At 69.8% G+C, this 20,292-nt stretch carries 20 protein-coding genes and 1 riboswitch; of the genes, 8 read left to right on the forward strand and 12 right to left on the reverse strand.

Going from position 1 to position 20,292, the window contains the following annotated elements:
- The 6 genes from GCU60_RS18225 to GCU60_RS18250 all read right to left on the reverse strand — a co-directional run.
- Nucleotides 1-708 (reverse strand): SCO6880 family protein (locus GCU60_RS18225; protein ID WP_345770690.1); only part of this gene is annotated, 708 nt, incomplete at its 3' end.
- Nucleotides 708-2,165 carry a hypothetical protein gene (locus GCU60_RS18230; RefSeq protein WP_345770683.1) on the reverse strand — a complete coding sequence of 486 codons (1,458 nt, stop codon included), beginning with the start codon at nt 2,163-2,165 and terminating at the stop codon, nt 708-710. The genes GCU60_RS18230 and GCU60_RS18225, both read right to left, overlap by 1 nt.
- 136 nt (nt 2,166-2,301) lie before the next feature.
- A complete protein-coding gene (locus tag GCU60_RS18235; protein ID WP_163207826.1) occupies nt 2,302-3,108 on the reverse strand; it encodes a hypothetical protein in 807 nt (268 codons plus the stop codon).
- Nucleotides 3,108-3,425 (reverse strand): hypothetical protein, encoded by a 318-nt coding sequence (locus tag GCU60_RS18240; RefSeq protein ID WP_345770684.1) that lies wholly within the window; start codon nt 3,423-3,425, stop codon nt 3,108-3,110. Before GCU60_RS18240 ends, GCU60_RS18235 begins: the two co-directional genes overlap by 1 nt.
- A 53-nt stretch (nt 3,426-3,478) precedes the next feature.
- Complete coding sequence (locus tag GCU60_RS18245) at nt 3,479-4,453, reverse strand: hypothetical protein (protein ID WP_163207830.1); 975 nt, start codon at nt 4,451-4,453, stop codon at nt 3,479-3,481.
- A complete protein-coding gene (locus GCU60_RS18250) occupies nt 4,450-5,208 on the reverse strand; it encodes a hypothetical protein (RefSeq protein WP_163207832.1) in 759 nt (252 codons plus the stop codon). Before GCU60_RS18250 ends, GCU60_RS18245 begins: the two co-directional genes overlap by 4 nt.
- Before the next feature lie 638 nt (nt 5,209-5,846).
- Here GCU60_RS18250 and GCU60_RS18255 point away from each other — a divergent pair.
- Nucleotides 5,847-6,293, forward strand: coding sequence for a hypothetical protein (locus GCU60_RS18255; RefSeq protein WP_163207834.1), 447 nt, complete (start codon nt 5,847-5,849; stop codon nt 6,291-6,293).
- Nucleotides 6,290-7,594, forward strand: coding sequence for a hypothetical protein (locus GCU60_RS18260; protein ID WP_163207836.1), 1,305 nt, complete (start codon nt 6,290-6,292; stop codon nt 7,592-7,594). Before GCU60_RS18255 ends, GCU60_RS18260 begins: the two co-directional genes overlap by 4 nt.
- Nucleotides 7,595-7,688: 94 nt before the next feature.
- Here the strand turns inward: GCU60_RS18260 and GCU60_RS18265 are convergent, their stop codons facing one another.
- On the reverse strand, nt 7,689-8,366 hold the full coding sequence (locus GCU60_RS18265) for a YcnI family protein (protein ID WP_163207838.1): 678 nt from the start codon (nt 8,364-8,366) through the stop codon (nt 7,689-7,691).
- Nucleotides 8,367-8,600: 234 nt separating this feature from the next.
- Entirely contained in the window at nt 8,601-9,425 is an 825-nt protein-coding gene (locus GCU60_RS18270) for an STAS domain-containing protein (RefSeq protein WP_163207839.1), read from the reverse strand.
- A 206-nt stretch (nt 9,426-9,631) separates the two neighbouring features.
- Between GCU60_RS18270 and GCU60_RS18275 the strand changes: the two genes are divergently transcribed.
- Nucleotides 9,632-10,531 carry a cytochrome c oxidase assembly protein gene (locus GCU60_RS18275; protein WP_163207841.1) on the forward strand — a complete coding sequence of 300 codons (900 nt, stop codon included), beginning with the start codon at nt 9,632-9,634 and terminating at the stop codon, nt 10,529-10,531.
- A gap of 79 nt (nt 10,532-10,610) precedes the next feature.
- On the opposite strand, the gene GCU60_RS18280 is transcribed toward GCU60_RS18275, so the two are convergent.
- From GCU60_RS18280 to lnt, 4 genes are all read right to left on the reverse strand, one after another.
- Complete coding sequence (locus tag GCU60_RS18280; protein WP_163207843.1) at nt 10,611-11,972, reverse strand: peptidoglycan DD-metalloendopeptidase family protein; 1,362 nt, start codon at nt 11,970-11,972, stop codon at nt 10,611-10,613.
- 241 nt (nt 11,973-12,213) lie between these two features.
- Nucleotides 12,214-13,392, reverse strand: a complete 1,179-nt coding sequence (locus GCU60_RS18285; RefSeq protein WP_163207845.1) for a M23 family metallopeptidase — start codon at nt 13,390-13,392, stop codon at nt 12,214-12,216.
- Nucleotides 13,393-13,487: 95 nt separating this feature from the next.
- Nucleotides 13,488-13,633, reverse strand: a riboswitch (cyclic di-AMP (ydaO/yuaA leader).
- A gap of 160 nt (nt 13,634-13,793) precedes the next feature.
- Nucleotides 13,794-14,771 (reverse strand): c-type cytochrome biogenesis protein CcsB, encoded by a 978-nt coding sequence (gene ccsB, locus GCU60_RS18290; protein WP_163207847.1) that lies wholly within the window; start codon nt 14,769-14,771, stop codon nt 13,794-13,796.
- The gene (gene lnt, locus GCU60_RS18295; protein WP_345770686.1) at nt 14,768-16,363 is read right to left on the reverse strand and encodes an apolipoprotein N-acyltransferase; all 1,596 of its coding nucleotides are present in this window, start codon (nt 16,361-16,363) and stop codon (nt 14,768-14,770) included. Before lnt ends, ccsB begins: the two co-directional genes overlap by 4 nt.
- A 276-nt stretch (nt 16,364-16,639) precedes the next feature.
- Here lnt and GCU60_RS18300 point away from each other — a divergent pair, with 276 nt between their 5' ends.
- From GCU60_RS18300 to GCU60_RS21955, 5 genes are all read left to right on the forward strand, one after another.
- The gene (locus tag GCU60_RS18300) at nt 16,640-17,290 is read left to right on the forward strand and encodes a DsbA family protein (RefSeq protein WP_163207849.1); all 651 of its coding nucleotides are present in this window, start codon (nt 16,640-16,642) and stop codon (nt 17,288-17,290) included.
- On the forward strand, nt 17,271-17,969 hold the full coding sequence (locus GCU60_RS18305) for a vitamin K epoxide reductase family protein (RefSeq protein ID WP_163207851.1): 699 nt from the start codon (nt 17,271-17,273) through the stop codon (nt 17,967-17,969). The genes GCU60_RS18300 and GCU60_RS18305 overlap by 20 nt, the downstream gene beginning before the upstream one ends.
- Nucleotides 17,962-18,573 (forward strand): TlpA family protein disulfide reductase, encoded by a 612-nt coding sequence (locus GCU60_RS18310; RefSeq protein WP_239521411.1) that lies wholly within the window; start codon nt 17,962-17,964, stop codon nt 18,571-18,573. Before GCU60_RS18305 ends, GCU60_RS18310 begins: the two co-directional genes overlap by 8 nt.
- On the forward strand, nt 18,570-19,412 hold the full coding sequence (locus GCU60_RS18315; RefSeq protein WP_163207853.1) for a cytochrome c biogenesis protein CcdA: 843 nt from the start codon (nt 18,570-18,572) through the stop codon (nt 19,410-19,412). The genes GCU60_RS18310 and GCU60_RS18315 overlap by 4 nt, the downstream gene beginning before the upstream one ends.
- 226 nt (nt 19,413-19,638) lie before the next feature.
- Nucleotides 19,639-20,241: a M23 family metallopeptidase gene (locus GCU60_RS21955; protein WP_345770687.1), complete on the forward strand. Its 603-nt coding sequence runs from the start codon at nt 19,639-19,641 to the stop codon at nt 20,239-20,241.
- The last annotated feature ends 51 nt before the right edge of the window (nt 20,242-20,292 follow it).

The raw sequence follows: 20,292 nt of genomic DNA on the forward strand, positions 1-20,292 counted from the left end.
TCGGTCAACGCCCGAAAACGACTCACCCGCCCAGCCTCGACCACGCAGGCCCCGAGATTGGGAGACACGCCCTAGGGGCGCGGCGTCCGCACGCGTGTGCGCCTGCTCCCACGCTGCGCGCTCGGCGCCGTCGTCCGGCACGGTGCGCACCTGCAGCGCCAGTGTGTCGACCAGATCGGTGCGCGCGGCGATCTCGCACAGCTCGGCCAGGCCGGCGCCCATCCCGTCCCGCTCGTCCGGCTCGGCCAGGCCTATGCCGGAATGGTCGATCCGCGCCACGGCCGCCCACGTGCGCGCCGCGGAGTTCTGCACAATTACCGGGCGGGTGAACAGCTGCCCGTAGGGCGGTCCGTCGTGAGTGCGGATGCCTGCGAGCACTCCGGGCAGGTCCGCCTCGGACAGGTCCTCGGCCGTCCCGGACGCGGCTCGGGAGCCGAACACCGTCCAGCCCATCGCACCTCCGATCGCGTGCAGGCAGAGGTCGGCGAACCAGCGGCCCGCCGCCCGCCCTCGGATGGGGACCAGCAGCACGGCGGCCAGCAGTGCCCACACCGGCAGCCAGATGGCGAACAGCCCCCATGCCTGCGCGTTCAGGGCCAACAGCGCCGGTAGGCCCGTGAGGGTGACGAGGGCCAGTTGGGCGCCCGTCATGCCGAGGAACCAGCCGGAGACGTCGCGGGAGTAGTCGCCGTAGCGGACGGCGTTCATCACGCGTCGTCCTGGCCGGGACCGATCGGACCGCTCTCCCCGGGCCGGTCAGGCGCGATGCCGTCGAACCGCTCGGCGGGCCAGGCCGCAGTGGACGCGCCTCCGGGATAGTGAGCGCGCCCATTCCCGCTCGGTCCCGTCGGCTGTGTTCCATCGTCGTCGGGACGGCGCCCGCGGCCGTGCCCGCCTCCGGTCGCCGTCCCTCCGGCGGAGCCGTTGCCGCGCGCCGGTACCCGGGTGGGCAGCGGTTGTCCGTAGTACGGGTGGGTGTGTCCGACTCCGGCGCCCGACAGCACGTCTGACGCCGAGGCGGCCACCCCCGCGGCCAGTCGACCGGCGGTGGCGGTGCCGGTGGTCAGCGCACGCAGCGCGCCGGCGAAGCGGCCACTCGTCGCCGCGTCTGCGGTCGACTCGCCCTGCGCGCGGTCACCGGCCAGCTGCGCCGCGGCGCCTGAGGCAGCCACACCACCGGATGCGGCACCCGCCGCCGCGGTGGCCACGGCCGCCCGCCCGCCACCGGCCTTCTGCAGCGCGCCCATGACTCCGCCGGAAGCGGCCAGCGAGGAGCGCAGCGCCGCACCACTCGACGTGCCCGGGTCGACGAAGGCCAGCAGCCGGAACAGCGCCAGCGGACAGATCGCTCCGAGCAGGATGAGCAGACAGCCCACCACCGCCATGCCGATCGCGGCCTCGGTGCTCGTCTCCTCAGCTCCGGTGAAGATGCCCTCGGTGATGGTCACTCCGACGCCGAGGACGAGCACGGCGACGGGCGCAACCAGCAGCGCGGCGAGGAACCAGCGCAGGCTCCGCCAGAACCACGTACTCGACGTCTGCGCCAGCAGTCCTCCTGCTGAGATCGCCGAGGTCGCGGCCAGCACGATCAGCGCCGCCTCGCGGACCAGCATCAGCAGCAAATAGCCCACGCTGGCCGGCACCAGCAGGAAGATCGCGCTGACCCCCAGCACGGTGGCGACCGTGCCGTCGACCAGGTCGCGGCTCACGCTGATCGACGGGTCAAAGGCGGCCATGGTGTCGATGTCGAGCAGGCTGCGCAGCAGGGCGGTGGTCAGTCCTGAGACGCCGGTGACCAGCAGCGCCGCCACCCCGATGTAGCCGGCCCAGACCAGTCCGAACTGCAGCAGTCCGATCAGCAGCCGGCCCAGCGTCTGCCCGTCCCGGCGCACCGCCGCGATACCCAGCTGGACCACGGCCATCATCGCGGCCACGGCCGCGCCGATGCCGAACGTCACCGGATAGACGGCGGCCAACGGTCCACCGGCGGACAGGTCCGGAGTGGCCAGGGCGTCGATCACCGAGAACGCCAAACTCAGCAGCCACAGCCCGGCCTCCCACAGCGACAACATGGCGTTGACCCAGACGTCCTCGACCACTGCGCCGGCTGCTTCGCCGACCGCGCAGAACGGATTGATCGGCAGACACGGCAGCGAGCCGGGCACCCCTGGAACCGCCGGAAAGGCCGTCACCATCGGGTCTGCGGCCGCTGCTGGGCCTGTGGACACCAAGCAGATCGCCAGGGACAGAAGAAGGACCGCTCCCAGTCGGCGCCTCCAGCCGCCACGCACCCGTCGCTGCTCAGACATGGCGCAGGTCCCTGTAGCCGGCTGCGATGGCTGCCTCAGTGCCTGGCCAGACGGAGGGCGCCGGCGCCGGCTCCTCCCCCGGGCCGATGACCCACCGGTCCCCGACCCAGGCCATGCGCTGGCAGTCGGCGATCGCGATCCGGGAGGTCTGCTCCACGGTAACGGTGAACTCGAAGTTCACGCACACCACGGCGAAGTCCTCGCCCACCGTGCCCTTGATCAGCCCCATCACCGGACGGACGACGATCGCCAACTGCGGCGACCCCGCACCGGACAGGCCCGCCGCAGACAACAAGTTGGCCATGCCGTCCACCCCGGACCACGTCTCTGAGGTCGGCCCGCCAGGAGCGGCCCACTCGGCGATCACCCGTCGCACGCCGTCCATCGAGCCGCTCTGCATCGCCGTCACGTCGATCGCCGCCAACTGCGCCAGCGCACCCTCCGGAGTACGCGGGAAGCCGGTGGGCACGTCCGTCGGGCCCACGCCGGTGGCGCGCGGCAACTCGAGAACACCGGCAGCCTGGTTCGACACCGGGCCGGGCAGCGCGTCATGCGGGTCGGCGGTCGACATCGGCGCAGCGGCCAGCGCATCGTGACGAGACATGTCCCGGGAGGGAGCTGCAGCCTGACGTGCGGCGTCCCTCTCGTCCGGCTGCTCCTTGAGCCCTCCGACAACTGCCAGGACCAGGCCGGCCAGAAGCGCCAGCGCCACCAGCGCGCTGACGACGAGCGCCCCCAGAAGACGCGCCGGGCTCCACTCCGGCTCCCCGCTCCCACGTACGTCGGGACGGCGGCGCATCAGGTGCACCCACTGCCGGTGATCGATCCGAGGATGACCAAGATGACCGTGTAGGTGATGGCCACCATCACGACCACCGCGATGCCCATCGCCCCGTACCGGGAGGCATGTGGGTGGGAGAACATGCGGCCCACCAGGACCGAGCCCAGCGAGACGACCGCGGCGATCCCGATCAGCGCGAGCACACCCCACTTGACCCACGCCGTCACCTGATCGGCGAATGCCTCCACTCCCGGCGGCGCCTCCGGGCAGACCGCTGCGGTCAGCTCCAGCGGCGCTGCAGTGGCAGACCCCGCGGTCAGCACGGCCAGAGCCACAGCGACGAGCGCGACGGTCGAGGCTGCCCGTACCGCTGCTCTCCTGCGGGGGCTCACTGGGTCTCCCCCGCCGCGGCCGGCCGGAACGCCGCCGCCGGGTGCCGATGCCGAGGCTGCGGTGGCACGGCCGGTATCAGCAACGCGGCCAGCGACCGGCCCGCGGCCTCCACTCCTGTGGGCAGCCGGTCCACTGTCAGACCGGCTGTCTGCAGTCGTCGGTCGATCGGAACTCGGACCACCCGTCCCTGCGACCGCAACTCGCGAAGCAGCGGACCGCAGTTGGCGTTCACCGCCTGAGGCCAGCGCGCAGGGCCCACGACGGCCACCACTACCGGCTGCTCGGCGAGCTGGCCCAGCACGTGCTCGGTCAGTCGCACCCCCGGCGCGGTGGGTCGGCAGACGACGACGGTGAGCGTGCGGTCGGCGGCCAGCCGGGCCAGGTCCTCCGGAGCAGGCAGCCCGAGATCGAGGACGGTGACCGCCGGCTCCTCGCTGATCGGGAGGACCGGCCAGCCGGCAGGCTCCACATCCGCGATGCGTCGGTCAATCGTGACGCGGTCGCGGGAGCCACGTCGCCAGGCGCCGGCGGCGTCGGTGCCCAGCTCCACCGACGCCGCGGCGATCAACCCCGACCGGCGGGGATGCGCGGTCTCCACCAGGTGCACCCGCCGGTCCAGGATCGCGGCGGCGTCGCTGATGGCCAGCGCCACGGTGGAGGCGCCGGCACCGGCATGTGCCGCGACGACCGCGATCCAGTCGGCCGCCAGCGCGTCGCTGTCACCCCTATTGCCAAGGCCTGCGGGCGCCGTCTTTCCCTCCTCCCGCCTCGAGCGGTGGGCGGGTACAACCGGTGCCGTCGCGATCGTCCCCCGCCCCTCGGCCTTCGGACGGCGGGCACGCAGCTCGCCCAAGGCGTGCTGGATCTCCGCGACCGACAGAAGTCGATCGTTGGATCGGCCGTCGCCACCGTCGGCCACACCATCGGTCGTGTCGCCTGTCTCGTCGGCGTCCTGAAGCAGTGAACTCACGCGACGGCCGCCAAGTACTGCGGAGCCACGCCGCGCAAGGCTGTCAACGTGCGGTTCCGCCGGCGATACAGCGTGCGCGTCGTGATGCCGTGCTCGGCGGCAACCTGCTGGTCGGCGCGCCGGTGTCGACGGTCGCGACTGCACTCGGTGGCGATCAGCAATGCGACGTCCTCCGCGTCGACCCCTGAGCGCACCGCCCACTGCAGCAGGTCGACGACGTCGAGGTCCTCCCCCTCCTCCCGGGCGTTGGCGGATGCGATCCGAGTGATGTCACCCGTAACGGTCAGGACCTCGCCCCGGTCGGGGTGGTAGCGGCTGCTGGGGCGCAACTCGGCGAGTACCGCCCGCCGCGTCTCGGCGCGCAGGTTCGCCGCGATCGCCCGAGGTCGGCGTCGCCACGGGTAACGGCGGATCTGGCAGGCGAGTTCGCCGACGACCACGGCGAGACTGTCGGGGTTCAGGTCTGCGAGCTGCCTGGCCATCGTGCGAACGAGCCCGCTGAGCAAGTGAATGGTCAGTAGCAGCGCGTCGTCGTCGCGGCCGCCGTCCACGGCGGCCAGCCGGACGAGCGCGGCGAGAACGGCGTCGCGGCGGTCGTCCTGGCTGCCCTCAGCCCAGACGGCGAGCAGGTCATGGACGCTGCTCAGCCCGGCCAGAGTCGGCTCGGTGGCGGACCAGCGGACGAGGATGGAGTCGCAGTCCAGGCGGGCAGCCAGCTCCGGCCAGCTGCCGACGATGGTGGGGTCGTAGAACATGTGCGGTCCTCCGGCATCGGTGTGATGCCGTCGAGGCTCCGCAGCGACGTTCAACGAGCCGTCACCCTCGGCAGGGGTGACAGTGCAGGTCACCTCATCGCGTCACCCACTCGGTACCGCTATCGCGTCCGATGAGGATTAGGCGTCCCTTCGGGCCAGGGGTGACGTATGCCAGATAGGACTGGGAAAGCGGCAGGTCCGGGGTGACGCTTGATCAACGGCTCGACTGCAACGGTTGATCATGACCGTGCGAGGAGTCGGCTCGAGTCGCCTCGCACAGCGGCTGCTCGCTCGCTCACGGCGAAGATCGTCAGCGCTGCCGCACGTGAGGGGGAGGATCGGCTCCGATTGACATCTGACGTTGGTCGATGTGACATGCACTAGTGCGAGTAGTAGACAGCGGGGTCTCCAGTGCCCGTGCTTTCGACGCCGTCCTCGCCGTTGATGGCCTGGCCGTCATCGGAACGATCGGATTCTTCGGGCCTGCGGCGGTCCTCCTCGCAATTGTGACCGGCGCGGTCATCCGAGACCGCCGTCTGGCAGCACGCGAGAACGCGGAAGCCGAGCAACGCAGTGAGGCGCCCGAGTGATCCGAACTTTGCTACGTCCCATCGTCGACACATTCGGGAGCCCACCCAATGACCGCCTCCGATGCCAGCTCTCGCCGTGTGCCGGCGGCCCTGCTGCTCGCAGCCGTCGTTTTGATCACCGGCTGTGCCGGGACGGACGAGTCGGAAGCCGGCGCACGAAGCAGTTCTAGCTCGCCGGCCAGCACTACCACCGCGGCGACGTCGCCAGCCCCCAGCACCACCGCAGCGCCGGCAGGCACGAACATTGCCGTGTCGTACGTGGGCGGTCAGGTGACCGGAGATTCAGGCCGAGTCCCGGTCACGCCCGGTGACCTGGTGACGATCACCGTCACCAGCGATGTGGCCGACGAGGTCCACCTGCACGGTTATGACCTCTCCGCTCCCGTCGGGCCTGACACCATGAGCACGTTGACGTTCCAAGCGTCGATCTCGGGAGTCTTCGAGGTAGAGCTGGAAGAGCTGGGCACGCTCCTGTTCACCCTCCAGGTCGGATGACGCTTCTCGCCCACGGGGTCGGCTCGAGGACCGACCTACCCATCCCGTTGGGGCTCGCGCTCTACGGCGGCGGGGCCGCCGTCCTGGTGAGCTTCGCGGCCTTGCTGCTCTTCTGGCGCAAGCCCAAGATCGGCGACTCCTCCTCGGGCCGGCCCCTGGCGGACGTGGTTCAGGGCGCCGTGGACAGCCCAGCCGTCCGCCGGGGGCTCCAGATCCTCGCGCTGGCGGTCGCAGCCTTTGTCACGGTCGTCGCCTTCGCAGGCCCGGACGAGACCTCCCGCAACATCGCGCCGTGGGCTGTATACGTCACCTTTTCGGTGGGGCTCGTGCCCGTGAGCCTGCTGTTGGGGCCCGTATGGCGAATCGTCAACCCCCTGAGGCTCGTCCATCGCGCGCTCCGGGGCATCGCCGGCCCTGCCCGAGCAGCCGAGACACTCCCCCGGCTGGGCCTGTGGCCGGGGGCCGTGTCCCTGGCGGTCTTCGTGTGGCTCGAGCTGGTTCCGCCGCAGCGGGCCGAGCCGGCGACCGTCGGGTGGTTTCTGGTTCTCTACGCCGTCATCCACACCGCCGCCGGGCTCTGGTTCGGGGAGGGTTGGTTCACTCGGGGTGACGGCTTCGAGGTGTACTCGACGCTGCTGGGGCGCCTCTCACCGTTCGGACGTCGCGACGACGGGCGCCTGGTCTTCCGCAACCCGCTCACGAACGTCATGACGACGCCGGCCGAGCCGGGCCTCGCCGCCGTCGTCGTGGTGCTGCTCGGCTCCACCGCGTTCGACGGCCTGTCTCGAACGGTCTACTGGCAGACCGGGCCCGGAGCGGCGAGCGATGCTGCGTCCGGTACCTGGGGCCTAGCCGCGATGATTGCTGTGGTCGCTGTGCTGTACGTCGGGGGCACACGCCTGTCCGGGCGCCTCAGCCACTTACCGCTGAGAGAGCAACCACGCACATTTGCCGCAACGGTCATCCCCATCGCGGTCGGCTACACCATCGCGCACTACTTCAGCCTGCTGCTCCTCGACGGCCAGACGACATGGATCCTGTTGAGCAACCCGTTAGGCCTTGACGGGGTCGACCTGTTCGGCACCTACGGCAATCGGGTCGACCTGACCGCCGTGTCCGCGGACACGATCGCTTACGTGCAGGTCGGCGGGGTGGTCGCCGGCCATGTCCTGGGCGTCACCTTGGCGCACGAGCAGGCTCTTCGTGTGGCGCCGCGAGCGCCTGCCTCTGACCAGTTGCCGCTCGTGGTCGTCATGGTCATGTTCACGTTCGGCGGCCTGGGGCTGTTGTTCGGTTTCTGACTCGGCGAACCAGTACCAGTTGGATGCCCGCGTCACCTCCGGCGGTGCGCTGTCGCTGTTCCGCACGAGGTGACGCAACAGCCACCCAGTCGGCTCAGGTCGTGGTGTGCCGCCGCCGAGCCGAGAGCGCCATGACGAGCGCCGTCGATCCGGCTAGTAGTCCAGCGCCGCCGACGACGAGCGCGGTCACGGCCAGTCCCGAGCCATCGGACTCGTCGGCGCTGTCGCCGCCAGCGGCCTCGGTCGCTGCCCCATCCGCCTCGTCGCCATCAGCTGCGCTGTCCACGAGCGTCAGCACGGGCGCGGGATTCTCGGGCTCGGGCTGGCCGTCGAGCGTGGGCTCGATCCACGCGGACTCTTCACCGTCGTCGTAGGTTTGGAGCGTCGGGAAGGTGATGGTGTCGACGTCGGGGAGCGGACCGCCGTTGATGGAGAAGGTTTGATACTGGCCCGGGCCGATTCCCGCCCCCGGCTCGGCGGTCCAGACGATCTCCGTGACGGCTTCGCTGACCTCGGTGCCGTGAACGTCGACCGGCGGATCGATCGGGCTCCGCGTCAGGGTCGCGGTCCACCCGGGAACCGGCTTCGTCCGCACCGATGCCAGCGGCGTCTCGGTCGGGATCTGTACCCGCAGCGAGATGGTGGAAGCCGTCTGGCTCTCGTTGGGCACCCGAAGGGTCACCTCCCCGAAGCCTCCGGGCGCAGCGTCAGGAGAGCTGATTCCCACGTGGGCTGACGCGGCGGTCACGCCGAGCCCCAGCACCGTCGACATCGAAGCGAGGCCGACGGTCAGCGTCCGAGCCAGTCGGGATGTCACAGGAGGCCTTTCAATCTGAGTCGGATCCGGCCCTACGCCGAACCCGTCCTACTAGATGCGTCCGTCGCGACTGCCTACGAGCCAATTGGACGATGGACGACAGAGCCACAACAACGCTGTTCACCGCGAGTCGAACCGTTCACCGTGAACCGGCGACGTCAGCGACGGTCGGATCGACGTGCTGCCAAGTCAGGGCTCCCTCCGGAACATCGACGTGAGTCCCATGACGCCCAGCATCTGGTCGAAGTAAGGGCTGTCACCTCGGATGACCGCGCGACCGCCGGCCCGGGAGGTGCGCTTGGCCCACCGCTGCAGGTGTGGAAAAGCAGTGGCGTCGATGTAGGTCAGTCCGCGGACATCGATGGCCACAACAGCCAACTCCTCCAGACGCCGCTGGAGCTCCAACCGGTTGACGGCGGAAGCGTCCACCTCGCCCCGAAGGTGAACCACCCAACCGCCCCGCTCCTGTTCCACAGAACTGGGCGCCTGCTTGACGAGAGCAACTCCCTGCTCGACGGGAACGACCTCGCTGCGGCGCTCGGACATCCGGCTGACGTGATCCGGCAGCTTGGCCAGCTCCGAGTCCACGGTCCGCTGCACTACCCGCTGCATCGCCCTGCGCTGCAGGACCTGCCGCAGCCGGTTGCCGCCCTGGGGATCGTGGGTCACGGTCACCGTGACGTGCGTGGCACCCGGCGAGGCGTCAGCGAGTTCGACGCGGGTCTGCCAGTTCTCCGACGCCAACTCCAGTCGGGTCCCGATGCGTTCCTCCGCGACCCATTCGACGACTTCCCCGCTCACCGCGCCCTGCGGTGGGGGCATGCCGTCCAACCGCCCCTGCGCGCAGACGAAGCGAGTCCCCTTGCCCATCACCGCGTCCGCCTCTGTCCCTGGGCCTTCGGAAAAGACGTAGGAGACGTCGCACACCGGGCAGTACGGGGTCAAGGCGGTCAGTGCCCGCCACACGGACTCCCGAGCGAAGGGAACCTCGCGTGTTCCTGAGGCGGTCGTCATCCCGTTCCTTCGACTTCGAGGGGCCGGCCAGATCTCTGGGCCGGCACTACCGAGACTAGTAGGAGCTGGCGACACTTCCTTACGCCGACTCTCGCCTGTCTACGATCCACGTTAGGAGATTGAGGATCAGCGTCGAGGGAGGTTCCGTGGAGCACGGGCGGCACTCAGGGATGTGGGTACCGGACGAGCCGCCGACGTGGGGGCGAATGTTCCTGCCTCACCTGGAGGCCTCGTCGGCCCTGGCAGTGCTGAGCCTCGTCGCGCTGGTGGTGTACCCGGCAGCGGTCATGCGGTTGCGCCGAACGGGCGTCTCGTGGCCCTGGTGGCGGACGCTCTCCTGGCTCGCCGGGACTGCGTCGCTGTTCGCCGTCACCGGCACCTGGCTGAACGGCTACAGCATGGTGCTGTTCAGCGTCCACATGAGCCAGCACATGATCCTCTCGCTGATCACGCCGCTACTGCTCCTGATCGCCGCACCGGTGACCCTGGCGCTCCGGACCCTGCCCCGGGGCCGGGGCGCGGCCGGCGTCCCGCGGGCACTGCTCCTCAACGGGCTGCACAGCCGCCTGGCCCGGTTTCTCGCCCACCCGCTGTTCTCGATTCCACTGTTCCTCGCAAGCCTCTACGGCGTCTACTTCACGCCCCTCTTCGACGCTTTGATGAGCAGCCCCGCGGCACACCAGCTGATGCTGGCGCACTTCGTCGTCACCGGGATCCTGTTCTTCGGGCCGATCGTGGCGCAGGACCCCTGGCCACGAACGCTGAGCCACCCCGGCCGAATGCTCGAGCTCTTCCTGCCCGTGCCGTTCCATGCGTTCTTCGGCGTGGCGATCATGATGGCCGGCTCGCTTGTGGTCGACGCGTTCGCCCAGCCCCCGGCCGGGTGGGACATCGACCCGCTGCGGGACCAGGGCGAGGCCGGCGGCATCGTCTGGGCCTTCGGAGAACTGCCCACCGTGCTGGTGCTGGCGGTCGTTTTCTTCTCCTGGGCCAGTTCCGACGAGCGGCGCGGCAGGGCTCTCGACCGGGCAGCCGACCGCACCGGTGACGCCGAGCTGGCGGAGTACAACGCCCGCCTCCGTGCCTTGGCGTATCTGAACAGGTGAAGCGCGGCGGCGCCGTTCCAGACCGACTAGCAGATTCGAGACAAGGACTTGTCCTCGCCGGGAGCGACCTGCGAGGACGTCAGCCCCCGCAGGCGCCGACCGAGATCCCACGAGCATTCAGCCACGCAATCGGGTTCGAGGCTCCGCTGTACATGGCCCCGTTGGGGTGCACCTCGAAATGTACGTGCGGCCCGGTCGAGTTGCCTCTGTTGCCGACCTCCGCGATCTGCTCACCGGCCACCACACGATCCCCGGTGCGCACGAAGTAGTCGTTGATGTGCCCGTAGACGTAGACGGCGCCGTCGTCGCCGAGCAGGTAGACAGCCAGCCCGAATCCGGTGGCCGGCCCAGCACGCTGGACGGTTCCCGAGATGGGCGCGTACAGCGGAGTGCCGATGGGCGACGCGACATCCAGCCCGTTGTGCGAGGTTCCCCAGCGGGCGCCGAAGCAACTGGTGACGCGTCCGGAGAAGGGTGCGGTGTAACCGGACGACCCGCTATCGGGGGCGTCGCTGGAGCTGTTGCGCCGCGTCGCAGCTGCGGCCTCGGCGACCTCCCGGGCCGACCGTTCTGCTGCGGCAGCGGCGGCGGCCTCCTCTGCCTGCTTCTGAGCCGTCCACTGCTGATAGGCGTCCCGTGCGCCTTGCAACTCCAACACCTTGATCTGGGCGGCCTGGAGTTCTGCCTCGTAGGAGGCCTTCTGCGCGGCCACCTCAGCGAACGCGCCTTGCTGGGCGCCCAGTCGCGCATCGGCTTGCGCCTTGGCGGTCTGGGCCGTCTCCTCGGCGGCGGCCATCTCGTCGCGGGCGGCGCGAGCGGAGGAGTCGGCGTTGGCCTGAGTCACCTTGGCGACCTGGAGCTGGCCGAGAACGTCCACCTCGTTGACTGCGACGTAGTCGAGCAGAGCGGCGCGCTGGATCAGGTCGCCAGGTCCCTCGGAGCTCAACAGCGCGGCCGTCCTGGAGATCGTCGCCCCGTTCATGTAGCTGTCGCGAGAGAAGCGGGCGATACGGGCTTCCGCGGTGGAGACGGCAGCCGCCGCCGCCTGTAGTTCGGCCGCCCTCTGCTCAGCCACGACCTGCGCCTGCTGGAGCGCCTCCTCGGCCATCATGTAGGCGGTCCCTGCGGCTTCGGCCTCGATGCCGACGCGTTCGAGCTCGGCCTCGGCGACCGCGACCAGGCCGGCGATGCGGCCGACTTCGGCCGCCGCAGTTTCCTGCTCGGTCCGCGCGGCACCGATCTGGCCGTCCGTGGGATTGGTAGGCGCAGGAGCGCCGAGACTCGGCGTCGCGGCGCCGACGAGGGCAACGCCGGCCAGTACAACGACCAGTGCGGCTCGGAGCGGACGGCGGGGGCCAGGATGTCTCGCTGTGCGCCAGCGGTGATGCAACAGTCCAGCATCCGTCAGGCTGGCGCGCCGGCGGGAACGGTGGTCGGGCATGGCTCGCTCCCTGGGGAAGAGGGTGGCGGTGCGTATGAGCCGGAGCAGAGTCCCACTATCACCGTTAGTAGCGGCGGCAACACGCGGCACTTTCGCCACACACTTCTTGATCGCTCGGTGATGCTCTGCACACTCTGTGTGCCCGCCGGGCCGCTTCGCTGCCCTATGAGCCCCTGCTTCAGGTGCAGGTTCAGGTTCAGGTTGATGCGGTGGCGCGCGTCGCTACGGACGTCACTACGGATCAACCACAGCCGCCACCGAGCGTGATGCCGCGAGCACTCAGCCACGGCGCCGGATCGACGCGCTGCTGGTACAGCCCTCCGCGATGGGTCTCGATGTGCAGGTGCGGGCCCGTCGACTGCCCCCGGTTGCCTACCTCGGCAATCTGCTGACCGGCGGCGACCGTCTGCCCCGCGGTCACGAAGTACTGGTTGATGTGGCCGTACACGGTGATGGTGCCGTCCGCGTGCTGGATGTAGACGGCGAGGCCGAAGCCGTTCGCCGGTCCCGCGTCCAGCACCACTCCGGCATCCGGTGCATAGATGGGCGTACCGATGGGAGCGGCGATGTCCACGCCGTTGTGCTTGGCGCCAGACCGACTTCCATAGCAGGAGGTCACCCGGCCGGCCACGAGCGCGGCAGTGCCGGCGCGCGCCATCGCCAGTTCGCCTCGCTGCTGCTCGTCCCGTGCGGCAGCCGGATCCGCCACTCCCTGCGCCCCCAGCAGCTCGATCTCCGCATCGCGGAGCTGCGCGTCGAGGGCGAACTTCTGCCCAGCAGCTACGTCGTACGCATGCTGAGATGCCGCGAGCTGCGCCTGGGCTGCAGCCTCCGCCTCGACCGAGGCACGAACCGCCGCATCACGCTGCGCGACCGCAGCCTGGGCCGCCCGATCCGCGCGCTCCTGTCGCCCCTGGATCACCTCGAACTCCTCGAGCCGCTCGGCGCGATCCTCACCCAGGAGGTCGAGCATCGCGGCCCTCTCCAGCACCTCGTCAGGGCCGGCCGCGTCGAGCAGCACGGCCGCATCGCCCAGCGGGTCGGCACCCATGAAGGCATCGCGGCCGAGCGCGGCGATACCGTCCCGAGCTGCATCGACCGCCTCGCGAGTCGCCTCCAGCTCAGCGGCAGCGGCAGCGGCTTGCGTCTCTGCATCTGCAAGCGCAGTCTGCGCGGCGCGGGAGGCGTCGGCCGCGGCCTCCGCCTCCACGGTGGATCTCTCCAGATCCTTCTCCGCCGCGGCCACCAGCCCCGAGATCCTCTCGACCTCAGTACTCAGGACGGCCTCCTTCGACTGCCCATCGGCGGGAGCAGCCAGTGCCGTCACGGCCGACAGGCCGATGACAAGCGCTGCCGTGGCGGCCACGAAGCCGGTGCGCCGGTGGCGGATGAACGCGGATTCGACTCCGGAGGGACCCATTCGACCGTCTCGGCGGGGTCGGTCGGAGTGGACTACGGACGGGACAACGGACGTGCGGACAGACCGGTTGTGCAGCGTCGCCAAGGCGGCGGATCTCCGTTCTTCCTCGCCGCCTACCGGGTTAGCTGACGGGTTCGGGCGGGAAGGCGCCCTACCCGCGTGCTCGCAGTCGCGCACGCGGGATTCACCCCAGGGGGACGGTGGGTCCCCGGTCCGCCCGGCCGTGTGGCACGGGCAGTTAGGCGGGGTCCGACCGAGGCTCTCCGGTCGAGAGGCACAGCTCGGCAGGACCGCCCGGAACCGTAGTACGAAGTTGCTTAGTTGTCACGGTTGCATAACGGAGGCCCAGGAAGCTGCCGGTCAAACACCTGCGCCGAGGACATCCGAGGGCCGCGCGCAGCTCACGAGACGCCGCCGTAGGAGTGCAGACCGGTCGACACGAGGTTCACGAACAGCAGGTTGAAGACGAGGCTCGCGAAGGCGATGAGGTTCACCCACGCAGCCGGGCGGCCTCGCCACCCGGCGGTGGTTCGGGCGTGCAGGTAGGTCGCATACAGAGCCCAGGAGATGAAGGCCCAGGTCTCCTTCGGGTCCCATCCCCAGAACCGCCCCCAGGCGCTCTCCGCCCAGATCGCGCCGGCGATGACCGCGAACGTCCAGACGGGGAAACCGAAGACCGCGGTGCGGTGCGCCACCCGGTCGAGCACGACCACGTTGGGGAGCTTGTCGGCGATCCCCCCGCTCCTGCGGCCGCCGTCCCCCAGCGTCTTCTCGCGGTGGACCGCGACCAGGTACAGCGCGCTGGCGACGGCGCTGACGATGAAGATGCCGAACGAGATGATGGCGGCGGACACGTGCACGGCCAGCCAGTCCGAACGCAGGGCGGCGATCAGGGGACCGGATTCCGCATAGAGGTAGAGCCCGATGAGAACCAGCCCGAGCACCACGGGCCCGAGCACGAAGGCTCCGATGCGTCGCACCGCCGGGGCCCGAAGTGCGAACACGAGGTAGGCAATGACGCCGGCGAGTACGGAGGCAGTTGCGAACTCGTACATGTTCCCCCATGGCACTCGTCCGGTCGCCGCGCTGCGGGCGACGAGCACACCGGCGTTGGCGAGGGCGCCGGCACCCGTGAGCCCGACGCCCAGGAGCCCCCAGCGGCGACCGGCCGCGCCGGACGTCGCCGCCAGCGGCTGGGCTCCGTCCTCCGGGGAGGGCAGGGAAGTGCCCACGCCGACGGTGACTAGCTCTTGACGCGGCTGAGAGGCGCGCCTTCCGAACGCGAGCTCGCCGCAGAAGGCGAGCGCCGCGAGGGCATAGATGATGATCGAGGCGCTGAAGAGGGAGTCGGACAGGGCAGAGAACTGGTCGGATGTCATCGGGCTCCTTGCTGGTTGGCGTGGACATTGCGGGGCACGGTCACGTCGCGAGCGCTCGAAGGCACGTTCGACCGAGGTGGCTCACGTCGGCGGAGCACGACGGCGGCGAGCAGTGCGGCCAGGCCCGTGGCGGTGGCCGCCCACTCGGCGCCCGCGCCGATTCGGCTCGCCAGGGTGGTGTTCTGCCGCAGGGCGATGGCGCCGCTGAACAGGTAGGGCGTGAAAAGTTCGGACCGGTCGACGACAGTGCCGTCGGGTGCGACGATCGCGGAGATCCCGCTCGTTGCAGCGACGATGACCGTCCGGCCGTGCTCGATGGCACGCAGGCGGCTCATCGCCAACTGCTGCTCGCTCTCGGCGGTGTAGCCGAACGTCGCGTTGTTGGTCTGCACCACCAGGAGCGAGGCGCCGCCGTCCACGACGTCGGACACCAGTCCGTCGTAGGCCACCTCGAAACAGATGAGGTCTCCGATCCGCACACCCCCGACGTCCAGCACGCCGGGCTCGTCCGCCGCGACGAAGTCCCGACGCAGGCGATCGACCTGATCGCTGAACAGCCGGAAGAACGAGCGGGCCGGCATGTACTCGCCGAACGGCACGGGATGCCGCTTTGCGTAGCGCTCGCCAGGACCCTCCACCGGATCCCAGACCACACCGACGTTCGTCAGCTTCTCCCCGGGCCCGTCCAGGACGGCACCGATCAGGATCGGCACGCCTACTGCGCGCGCCGCTCGGTCGATGGCGGCTGCCGCGTCCGGGTTCTTGTAAGGATCGATGTCGGAGGAGTTCTCCGGCCAGATCACGAGGTCCGGCTGCGAGGCCGCACCGCCAGCCACCTTGTCGGCCAGCGCCAGTGTCTGCTGGACGTGGTTGTCGAGGACTGCGCGCCGTTGGGCGTTGAAGTCCAGGCCGGCCCGGGGCACGTTGCCCTGGACAACAGCGACCGTGGCCGTCGGCCCGCCGGCCGTCAGGCTGGACCCGGGCAGCGGTAGCCAGGCAAGCGCCCCGACCACCGGGACGAGTAACGCTGCGGCGACGAGCCACGCGACGGCGCGAGTCTGGCCGGCTCGGCGTTCACGTCGCCAGAGCAAAGAGCGCCAGATGGCGCAAGCGAGCAGCGTGCCGGTGAGCGCCACGGCGAAGGTCACCAGCGACACGCCGCCGTACGCGGCGAAAGAACCCATCGGCCCGTCGGCCTGACTGAACCCGAGTCGTCCCCACGGAAAGCCCCCGAACGGGATGCGGGAACGGGCTGCCTCCTGCCCCACCCACAACGCCGCCATCCAGACCGGAGCCGCCGGAAGCCGACCGACCAGGGCCGATACGCCCCCCAAGGCGGCGTAGAAGACGGCTTGGAAAGTTGATAGCGCCAGCCAGGGAAGATCGCCGACGAAGACCCCGGTCCAGCTGAGCAATGGGAACAAGAAGCTGGAGCCGAGCAGCATCCCCAGCGCGGCGCCCCACCGTGCACTACGGCCGCGCGTCGCCAGAGCGAGGGCGAAGGGGCCACCCACAGCGAGCGGCCACAGTCCGTACGGCGGGAAGGCCAGCCACAGGCACACCCCGCCGCCCGCCGCCAGGAGAGCGGCCACCGGCCATGAGACCACCGCCTCGACCCGGCCATCGTGGGCCCTCACGTCGCCCCCCGTCCGCAGCGCGCCTGAGGCCTTCACCTCCAGACATTCCTACGGAGGGTAGTAGATGCGGTCGACACGCAAACGCCCACGAGCAGACTGCCGACGAGCCAGCCGCCTGTACCCTCCTAGGGAGCTTCGTAGAGTGGAGCTTCCAGCTTGTCGGCCGGCTGCACCCGCCGGATGGCCGCGGTCGGCGCTCGACCCGCCGGACCGGATCAACGAGGAGAGCGGTTGAGCACCAACCTGAAGATTTCCGCCGCGTTGGTGGCGGCCTTCGTCGTGACCGTCGCCGTCCTCCTCGGGGTGAACAACTCCGGGGCGGACGACACCGACACGACCGAAGCAGGCGGCGCACCCGTCGTGCGCGAAGACAGCCACCGACTCTCTACCGCCGCCGACGACCGGGTCACGCTGGTGGAGTTCCTCGACTTCGAGTGCGAGGCCTGCAAGGCCGCCTACCCGTTCGTCGAGCAGCTTCGCGACGACTACGACGGGCAGGTCACCTTCGTAGCCCGCTACTTCCCGATGCCGGGACACGCCAACGCCGAGAACGCTGCCGTTGCCGTGGAGGCCGCGGCCCGACAAGGCCGGTTCGAAGACATGTACCACCGGATGTACGAGACGCAGACCGAGTGGGGCGAGCGCCAGGACTCTCAGGCAGAGGTCTTCCGCGGCTTCGCCGAGGAGATGGGGCTCGACATGGCCGACTTCGACGCGACGGTCAGGGATCCCGCCACTCTCGAGCGGGTGCTGCAGGATCGTGAAGACGGTCTCGCGCTGGGCGTGGAGGGTACGCCGACGTTCTTCCTCAACGGGGAGAAAGTCGAGGCGCAGACCACCGACGAGTTCATCGAACTGATCGATGCTGCACTCACCGACTGAGGCTGTCCCCGCCGCCTCCCCCGCCGAGCACTGGACGCAGCCCTCCGGTTCGAACGGCCGGGAGGCGCCTTCGGAGCGCGGGCTGGCGTGGCTGCTCCTGATCGGGGGGCTGCTCGGACTCGTCGCGTCCTTCGTCCTCGCCGTCGAGAAGTACGCACTCCTGGCTGATCCGTCCTACGTGCCGACGTGCAGCCTCAATCCCGTACTGAGCTGTGGCTCCATCATGTCCAGCGCTCAGGCCGAGGCGTTCGGCTTTCCCAATCCCCTGCTCGGCGTCGCCGGCTTCGCCGTCGTGGTCTCGACGGGCGGGGCCCTTCTCGCCGGCGCGCGGGTAGCAGGCTGGTTCTGGGGTGGGCTGCAGATCGGCGCCACCCTCGCCGTCATTTTCGTGCACTGGCTGATCTTCAGCAGCCTGTACCGGATCGGCGCACTCTGCCCGTACTGCATGGTCGTCTGGGCGGTGACGGTTCCGTTGTTCTGGTACGTCACCCTGCGCAACGCCACCGCGCTCACCCTGCGCAACGCCACCGCGCTCACCTTGCGGTTGCCGCCTTGGCTCGCCCGGGCGGTAGCGCTGGCACGAGCCCGTCACGGCGTCGTGCTCACGGTCTGGGTCCTCATCATCACCGCCGCCATCCTGGAGCGGTTCTGGTTGTACTGGAGCACTCTCGTTGACTGACATCGGATCCCGTCGCGGCATTCTGGCGCTCTGCGGCCTGATGATCGCCGCCGCCCTGGCCGGATGCTCCGGGGAGAGCGCTACCAACGCCAGCACGGCCACGGCAAGCTCAGGGGACTTCGACTTCGCGGGCAACACGCCCCTCGGCGAGGTCATCCCTCCGGCACAGCGGGAGTCGGCGCCGACCTTCACCGGAGAGCTCCTCGACGGGACTGCGTTCGAATCCGCGGAGCTGGCCGGCGAGATCACGGTGCTCAACTTCTGGGGATCGTGGTGCGCGCCCTGCCGCGTGGAGACGCCGGAGTTCCAGGCCGTGTATGCCGACGTTGCCGATTCGGGCGTGGAGTTCCTCGGTGTCGACGTGAAGGACAACCGCCAGATGGCGCAGGCCTTCGTCGAATCCGTGGGGGCGGAGTACCCGTCGCTGTTCGATCCACGAGGAGAGGTGGCGATGGCCTTCCGAGGCTTCCCGGCCAACGTCGTGCCCAGCACCATCCTCATCGACCCCGCCGGCCAGGTGGCCGCCGTCTACGTGGCGGTCGTCCCGGAAGACGACCTGCGGCGAGCGATCGATCAGCTCCTGGCCGAAGAAACCCCGAGGTGAGTGAGCTCGGCGACGCCTTCGCCACCATCGTCAGCGACGGCTCACTGCTGCTCGCCGTAGGAGTCGCCGCACTGGTCGGCCTCATCAGCTTCGCCTCGCCATGCGTGCTGCCGCTCGTCCCCGGCTATCTGGCGTACGTCGCCGGCTTGACCGGCGCCCAGACCAGCGCCGCTGCGATACCCGCCGTCAACCGCAGCGAGGCCACCGCGGCGGCCGACCGGCCCGGCTCGACGATGACTGCACCGGCCGGTCAACGGCGCCGAGTGGTCACCGGCGCCCTGCTGTTCGTGCTGGGTTTCACCGCGGTCTTCGTGTCCTTCGGAGCACTCTTCGGGGGCCTGGGCCGCCTGCTCCTCGAATGGGCTCCCCTTCTGACCCGACTCATGGGCGTCGTCACCATCATCATGGGGCTGGCCTTCCTCGGCGGGCTCCACTGGCTCCAACGCGAGCGACGCATCACCCGGCGGCCCCCGGCCGGCCTCCTCGGCGCCCCCGTACTGGGCGTCGTCTTCGGGCTCGGGTGGACGCCGTGCCTGGGGCCGACGCTGTCAGCGGTCAACACGCTGGCCTACACCGAGGCCTCCGCCGCCCGGGGCGCCGTTCTGGGTCTCGCCTACTGCCTCGGCCTGGGGATCCCCTTCGTGCTCGTCGCACTCGGCGCCCGCCGCGCTCTCACGCTGTCGTCGTGGGCTCGCCGGCACGCCCAGACCGTCATGCGGATCGGCGGCGTGCTCCTCATCCTGCTCGGCATCCTGCTGGTCACCGGCGGCTGGGACCACATCATGGTGTGGCTGCGCTCCTGGTTGGCTGCCACCGGCTTCGGCACCTCTGCCTTCTGACCGTCGATCGCTCGGTCCGGACACGCCCAGTACTAAGCTGCTTAGGTCACCGTTCGATCACGGTGTGCTGTCATTTCTCTCGAGATTAACGGCGAGACCATCGGGACGGTGAGCGATGATCGGGCGACCGCGCAGACCAGCGATCACGACCTCCTGGCGGCCCCGACCCGCACCCGGCCTGCGCCAACGGCCGCGGCTCCTCCTCAGTGCGATCGTCGTCGGCGGTGTGGCAGCAAGCTTCTGGGAGGGCGGCTGGTGGCTGGACACTCCGGTCGCACACGCGCACGAAGGTCCGGCCGGATCGGTGGTTCTCACGGAAGCACCCGTCGACATCCTGTCCGACCAAGCCGCTCGGCCTCAGATCGCTAAAGCCCAGATGGCTGCGCGCAGCCAAGAGCTGGCCGCCTCTCGTGCTGCGCGGGAGGAAGCAGCGCGACCCAAGGCTGTCATGCCCGTGGAGGGGCGCCTGACCAGCGCCTACGGACGCCGATGGGGCTCGATGCACTACGGACTGGACATCGCGGCGCCCATGATGACCCCGGAGTACGCCGCGGCGGATGGCGTCGTCCTGCGCGCGGGGTCTGCCCAGGGTTTCGGGCTCGCGGTCTACATCCTCCACGACAACGGTGATGTCACCGTGTACGGCCACATGGAGCGGATCCTGGTCGAGGACGGCCAGACCGTCAGGGCCGGTGACACCATCGCCTTGCTCGGTAATCGCGGTCAGTCCACGGGGCCGCATCTGCACTTCGAGGTGTTCGAAGGTGGGCTCGACGGTCGCCGGGCTGATCCGGCCTCCTGGCTCCGCGAACGAGGCGTCGACATCTAGTGAGTCTCGAGGGAATCGCAGCCGGATGGACCGCAAGGACAGTCTTGGCTG

The organism is Blastococcus saxobsidens, assembly GCF_010682065.1.
Lineage (GTDB): Bacteria > Actinomycetota > Actinomycetes > Mycobacteriales > Geodermatophilaceae > Blastococcus > Blastococcus saxobsidens_B.

What these genes read in the sequence shown, in the direction of transcription:
- GCU60_RS18250 (WP_163207832.1), bottom strand. Translation starts at nt 5,208, where the DNA reads ATGTTCTACGACCCCACCATCGTCGGCAGCTGGCCGGAGCTGGCTGCC.
- GCU60_RS18265 (WP_163207838.1), bottom strand. Translation starts at nt 8,366, where the DNA reads ATGTCGACGGTGCTGGGGCTCGGCGTGACCGCCGCGTCAGCCCACGTG.
- GCU60_RS18235 (WP_163207826.1), bottom strand. Translation starts at nt 3,108, where the DNA reads ATGCGCCGCCGTCCCGACGTACGTGGGAGCGGGGAGCCGGAGTGGAGC.
- ccsB (WP_163207847.1), bottom strand. Translation starts at nt 14,771, where the DNA reads ATGACATCCGACCAGTTCTCTGCCCTGTCCGACTCCCTCTTCAGCGCC.
- GCU60_RS18255 (WP_163207834.1), top strand. Translation starts at nt 5,847, where the DNA reads ATGACCGCCTCCGATGCCAGCTCTCGCCGTGTGCCGGCGGCCCTGCTG.
- GCU60_RS18275 (WP_163207841.1), top strand. Translation starts at nt 9,632, where the DNA reads ATGTTCCTGCCTCACCTGGAGGCCTCGTCGGCCCTGGCAGTGCTGAGC.
- GCU60_RS18270 (WP_163207839.1), bottom strand. Translation starts at nt 9,425, where the DNA reads ATGACGACCGCCTCAGGAACACGCGAGGTTCCCTTCGCTCGGGAGTCC.
- GCU60_RS18280 (WP_163207843.1), bottom strand. Translation starts at nt 11,972, where the DNA reads ATGCCCGACCACCGTTCCCGCCGGCGCGCCAGCCTGACGGATGCTGGA.
- GCU60_RS18285 (WP_163207845.1), bottom strand. Translation starts at nt 13,392, where the DNA reads ATGGGTCCCTCCGGAGTCGAATCCGCGTTCATCCGCCACCGGCGCACC.
- GCU60_RS18305 (WP_163207851.1), top strand. Translation starts at nt 17,271, where the DNA reads ATGCTGCACTCACCGACTGAGGCTGTCCCCGCCGCCTCCCCCGCCGAG.
- GCU60_RS18260 (WP_163207836.1), top strand. Translation starts at nt 6,290, where the DNA reads ATGACGCTTCTCGCCCACGGGGTCGGCTCGAGGACCGACCTACCCATC.